The sequence below is a fragment of the Bradyrhizobium sp. 142 genome (assembly GCF_023074015.1).
Lineage (GTDB): Bacteria > Pseudomonadota > Alphaproteobacteria > Rhizobiales > Xanthobacteraceae > Bradyrhizobium.
Window position 1 is genome coordinate 1 of record NZ_JADPKQ010000540.1, and the last position, 4561, is coordinate 4561.

The 4561-nt window shown below is 59.7% G+C and carries 3 protein-coding genes and 3 pseudogenes; 2 read left to right on the top strand and 4 right to left on the bottom strand.

Annotation, left to right across the window (positions count from 1 at the left end):
- Positions 1–993: 993 nt before the first annotated feature.
- From IVA82_RS47715 to IVA82_RS47725, 3 genes are all read right to left on the bottom strand, one after another.
- Positions 994–1944, bottom strand: a complete 951-nt coding sequence (locus IVA82_RS47715; protein WP_247386070.1) for a hypothetical protein — start codon at positions 1942–1944, stop codon at positions 994–996.
- A gap of 500 nt (positions 1945–2444) precedes the next feature.
- On the bottom strand, positions 2445–2726 hold the full coding sequence (locus IVA82_RS47720) for a hypothetical protein (protein ID WP_247386072.1): 282 nt from the start codon (positions 2724–2726) through the stop codon (positions 2445–2447).
- 42 nt (positions 2727–2768) lie between these two features.
- On the bottom strand, positions 2769–2921 hold the full coding sequence (locus IVA82_RS47725) for a hypothetical protein (RefSeq protein WP_247386073.1): 153 nt from the start codon (positions 2919–2921) through the stop codon (positions 2769–2771).
- 189 nt (positions 2922–3110) lie between these two features.
- Here IVA82_RS47725 and IVA82_RS47730 point away from each other — a divergent pair.
- A pseudogene (locus IVA82_RS47730) lies at positions 3111–3830 on the top strand (BTAD domain-containing putative transcriptional regulator); the annotation flags it as partial.
- Between the two features lie 181 nt (positions 3831–4011).
- Here IVA82_RS47730 and IVA82_RS47735 read toward each other — a convergent pair.
- Positions 4012–4134, bottom strand: a pseudogene (locus IVA82_RS47735) (IS630 family transposase); the annotation flags it as partial.
- Positions 4135–4352: 218 nt separating this feature from the next.
- On the opposite strand from IVA82_RS47735, the pseudogene IVA82_RS47740 reads away from it, so the two are divergent.
- A pseudogene (locus IVA82_RS47740) lies at positions 4353–4561 on the top strand (hypothetical protein); the annotation flags it as partial.

Below are 4561 nucleotides of genomic sequence, written 5' to 3' on the forward strand. Positions count from 1 at the left end.
AAAGGCCAATGCCGCGATCCGCGGATGATGGAGCCGTCCGACGTAGTACGCGCGTCATGGCTCGCGCGAGTAGGGCGTGATTAACGTCGGCTGCCCGATGGACGGCGGACCTCATTGCCGACAGTGGCTGACAGCCGAGCGTGACCCTGAGCGGAGGTTGTAGATTTAAAAACCTGGACGCGCTGCGGTCTCAAGTCTTGGCTTTGGTTTGCTCGGACGTCCGTATCACGGACTGACGCGGGTCGCCCCCCACTCTTGCCCTACCGGGCTTGATCGTAGGCCTGCAGGATCCGGACAAAATCAGCCATGCTGGATCGATCTCGGTTTTCAGCCATAGCTGTAACCTGAGTAGTGGACGCGGGCTGGCTTCCCTGCCAAAACCGCATTAGGAGATCGGCGATGTTTCTCATGGCGTACTCTCTGCACCAACTGTGGCAGTAAGCATCCGTTGAGCGGCAAAGCGCCGCTAGATCGGGAGAAAGACTGGCGGGCGCTACGCCGCCGGCCTTGTCCCGCAACTGCCGGCTCGCAGGGCCGGTTCCGTTGCTTATTCACTCCGGATGTATCGGTAATACCAAGCACTTGGTCGACGCCATCGCGCGCAGGTATGAAATGACCATACTTAGGTAGGCTGGACTAGTGAATCGGGATTAGTCGACCAAGTGTCGGTCTAATCGCAGGTAGGTTGGCGACTTCCGTTGATGGCCCATCAGCGAATTAGCGGCACGCCTCCGGGAGGTCCGCTCGCCGAGGCACAGCAGACCAGACTTGCTCACGTTGAGTTCTTCGCATTCGGACCCAGAACGGACCGGGTTCCCTTCGCATCGCCAGCCAGTCATCACGTTCCTCACCAGAGCCTGGCATTCGCGCCATCTACATGCCGGATGTCAATCGGTCAGTATCAGGGCATCCTCCGAACCGATCCCGAAGGTAACGACGGCTTTTCCCCATAATCCAGGACCGTTGTAAGCCGCCGCCATTACGTGCTCTGGATTACGAGTTCTGCGGAATGAAGCGAGTGAAGGAAGGCAGTCTAAGACAGAGCTTGACGATGAGAGGAAGCGCGAGGACCGGGATGACGCACGCAGCGACATAGCCCTCCGCGAGCGATGGTAAACCGAAGCCGGCCGCCGCCCACACGAGAGTGACGTTACGGTTTCCGCTCACGAGGCCTATGGTTCCGGCGGTTTGCAATCCCAGTCTCGCGAACGTCACCGTAGCGAGTCCGCACAGGCCAAAATTGAGGACGACTGCCGCGGCGAGCATCACGTCGAAACGCAGGGCGTTGCTGGTCCATTGCGCCCGTATGCCTTGTGAGGTGGCAAGCCCGACGATGATCAGCCCGATAACGGCGATTCCGGTGGCGGCGCTTTGATCGGGCAGAACGGGAATCAGATGACGATGAAATCTTATGGCCAGAAAGGCCACCAAGCCTGCTGCGCCGGTGATGCTGAAGAGCCGGATCGCCAGCCCGCCTATGTCGAACGCAATTCCAAGCCCGAGAACCGTGGCAAAACACGGAATCGAGATCGGCGAGAGCATGGTCAGCGCGATGGAAACGAGTAGCGCGAGACGTGGTCGCAAACCGAGCATTCCCGCAATCGCGGCGGCGCTTCCGACCGGCGGCGCCAGAAGCGAGAGCAGAACGCCGACCCGCAGCGCAGGATCAAGCGGGACAAAAGACAGCAACATCGCAGCAGCCAAAGGCAATACCAGGCCAACCCAGCCGAGCACCAAGCCTATCAGCGGCAGACGAATGCTGCCTTCAGAGGGAGCAAGACCCGCCGTGAGAAACGAACCAAGTGTCAGAAGAAATGCTGAAAAAGGCAGAAGATCGTAGCCGAAGCGAGCGAAGGGAGTGATCAACAGCCCTGCGCAAAGCGAGAGCACCAAAAGTATCGGTCCTTGTCCGCCAAGTGTGGACAATATCCGGCCAGCGTACATATCGCCTCCTCATTTGCATGCGCATGGGCATGATGCTTCTTCAGATTGCGGCCATAGCGGCCGCGAAGGTCAGAAGAATCCGGGGCTCAAATCCAGGCCATGGGTCCGCGAGAGCACGAACACAACCGCGCACGCTGCGCACAACAAGAGGGCGTGTTTCGCCACGTCGACGCTGGTGGTCGAGAGGACCGTGCGGCAAATTGCGCGCATGACTGTCGCCATATCGTCTCCTGACCTTTCAAATCCAAAGAACTGGACGCCTTGCCAGTGGCCGTCAGTCGGCCTGCGAAGCGACGGCCAAGGGAGGATCGCCTCGCGCGGCTGACGCTCGCTCTATGAGGTTGGCGCCGATCACGTGAACGACGCCGAAGCCCAGAAGAATGAGGACCATGAGGCGCGTCTCGCTGCCTCCTCGCGTTCTGTCACGCGATGTTGGAGATCCGGCCTGAATTGGAGGTGCAGCACGAACGTCGTCTTTCACGGTTTTCCCCTTTTCGCTTTCACGGGAGTTGGGTCGCCATCGCGCGGGACGCCTGGCCCGCGGCGCTGTCGCGGACCCCGGCCGGCGGATTCGAAATGGAATGGCTGACGGAGTCACCGGAAGCGCGATCGGCTTGGCGCTCACGGGGCGCTTGGCTTATCGCGGCGAAGGCAATCGACAGCGCCAGCAGCGCGCCATAGAACGCGACCAATCTAAGTCTCCAGCTTGCGATAAATCGCCGTTCCTCGTCGTATGATCGAAGAGCGTGCGGTCGTTTTTCCAGCTGCGCGATGTCGGTCAATGCGACCTCCTGCTTGATGGCTGTTGTGATGTTGGCCTGCGATCAGTCGCGTCCGAACAGAAGCGGTGCGACCGGAGGTGCCGATTGCGAGGCGGCCTTGAGTGTCGAGTGTGCAAAGGCAGTCAACGCTGCGTCGAAGCCGGCGAGGACTACGAACAGGCCGACGACGAAGATGATGAGGTGATGCGCGCGCATGTCGGCTCGACAGATGAAATTGCTCTGCGTCGATCGACCAACCGGCGTCTCGTCGCGAATACGATCTGAGCCCATCGTCGTCAGCGCAGGCGTTATTCGAGCGTCATCGCGGCGTTAATATTGTGCGCAAAATTGGCAATTCGTGTAAGATGTATAACTACGGGCGTGCATGCCTAGTTTTGAGGCGGAATGACTGAAACATCATCTGCGCCGTGCCCGACTTTTGCTCTCTCGCTTCTGGGAAGTTTTGAACTGACCGGGCCGAATGGCGTCGTCAGCTTGCCGAACAAGAAGCTCGCGGCATTGCTTGCCTATCTGGCTTGCACGGCACCTCAGCCTCAGCATCGGGAAAAGCTCTCGACCTTGCTGTGGGGATCTCACTTCGACGCGCAAGCGAAGCAAAATCTGCGACAGGCGCTGTTCAAGCTGCGTCAAGTTCTTGGTCAGAGTGCTCTCAGGAGTGACGGCGAATTCGTGTCGTTGGACGCCGCATTGGTCGCGTGCGATGTGCGGCAATTTGAGGAGCTTGTCGGAAAGGGCAGCCGTGAACCGTTGAGTTCTGCGGCGGATCTCTATCGCGGTCGCTTCGTTGACGACATAGGCGTCAACGAAGAGGGCTGGAGCGAGTGGCTGGCACGCGAACGCGAGCGATTGTCGGAGTTGGCTGTCGGCGCGATGGTGGCGCTCGGCGAGCATGAACTGTCCGAGGGGCGTGTCGGCCATGCCCTTCTCGCCGGCCAGCGTGCCAACGCGCTCAACAGCATGCGCGAGGATGCGCACCGCCTGATCATGAGCGCGTTGTCGATGGCTGGGCGCAACGCCGAAGCACTCAAATACTATCAGACCGTCGTGACCCTGCTGAAACAAGAGCTTGGCACCGCGCCCGATGCGGCAACCAACTTGCTGGCTTCGGAACTGCGCAAGGTCCAGGAGCAGAAGATCTCTCCGGCGGCAGGCGAGATCGTGGCAGATCTTCCGCGTCAAGCGGAGCACACGATCGGCAACGACAAGCCCACGGTGGCGGTACTTCCGTTCAGGAACATGGGCGGCGATACCGAACAGGAATACTTCGCGGACGGCGTCACTGCAGAGCCAACAGAACTATCCGCGCCCGCTTCAAATCGCGCTGCAATGTCACCGGTGAGCGGCAACACGCTTCAAGCACCTTGCGATCTTTCTTCGAAAGGCGGACTTCTCTTGCTTCGGGGATCATCCCGATCTTGAATCACGACTCACCTTCTAAGAAAAGGGGGTACTAGGCAGCGCGCTTCCGATCGCGCCTAGATGCGAACCTCAGATGTGAGGAGCGGGGCAACTGATCGTGTTGTCGGCAGGCGGCGGTACTCGGGTTGTCGCCTGACGACACCGCTACTATTTAAGGTGGGGGAATACTTGCGTCGGCGCGCGACTTTGGAATCTGGAGCCTCGTTGATGCATCATGGTCTGATCCCTGACAGTGCTGCTATCGCCGTACTCGCGACGCTCATCGCCCAAAGCGCAACACACCGTACGGACGCTGCATCACTGGCAGAGGTGCGGCGGAATGGTATCCTACGCCTCTGCGCCAACCCATCCGCACTCCCTTATTCGAACCTCACCGATAGAGGCGGTCTTGCCGGGTTCGAAGTCGAACTCGCGGA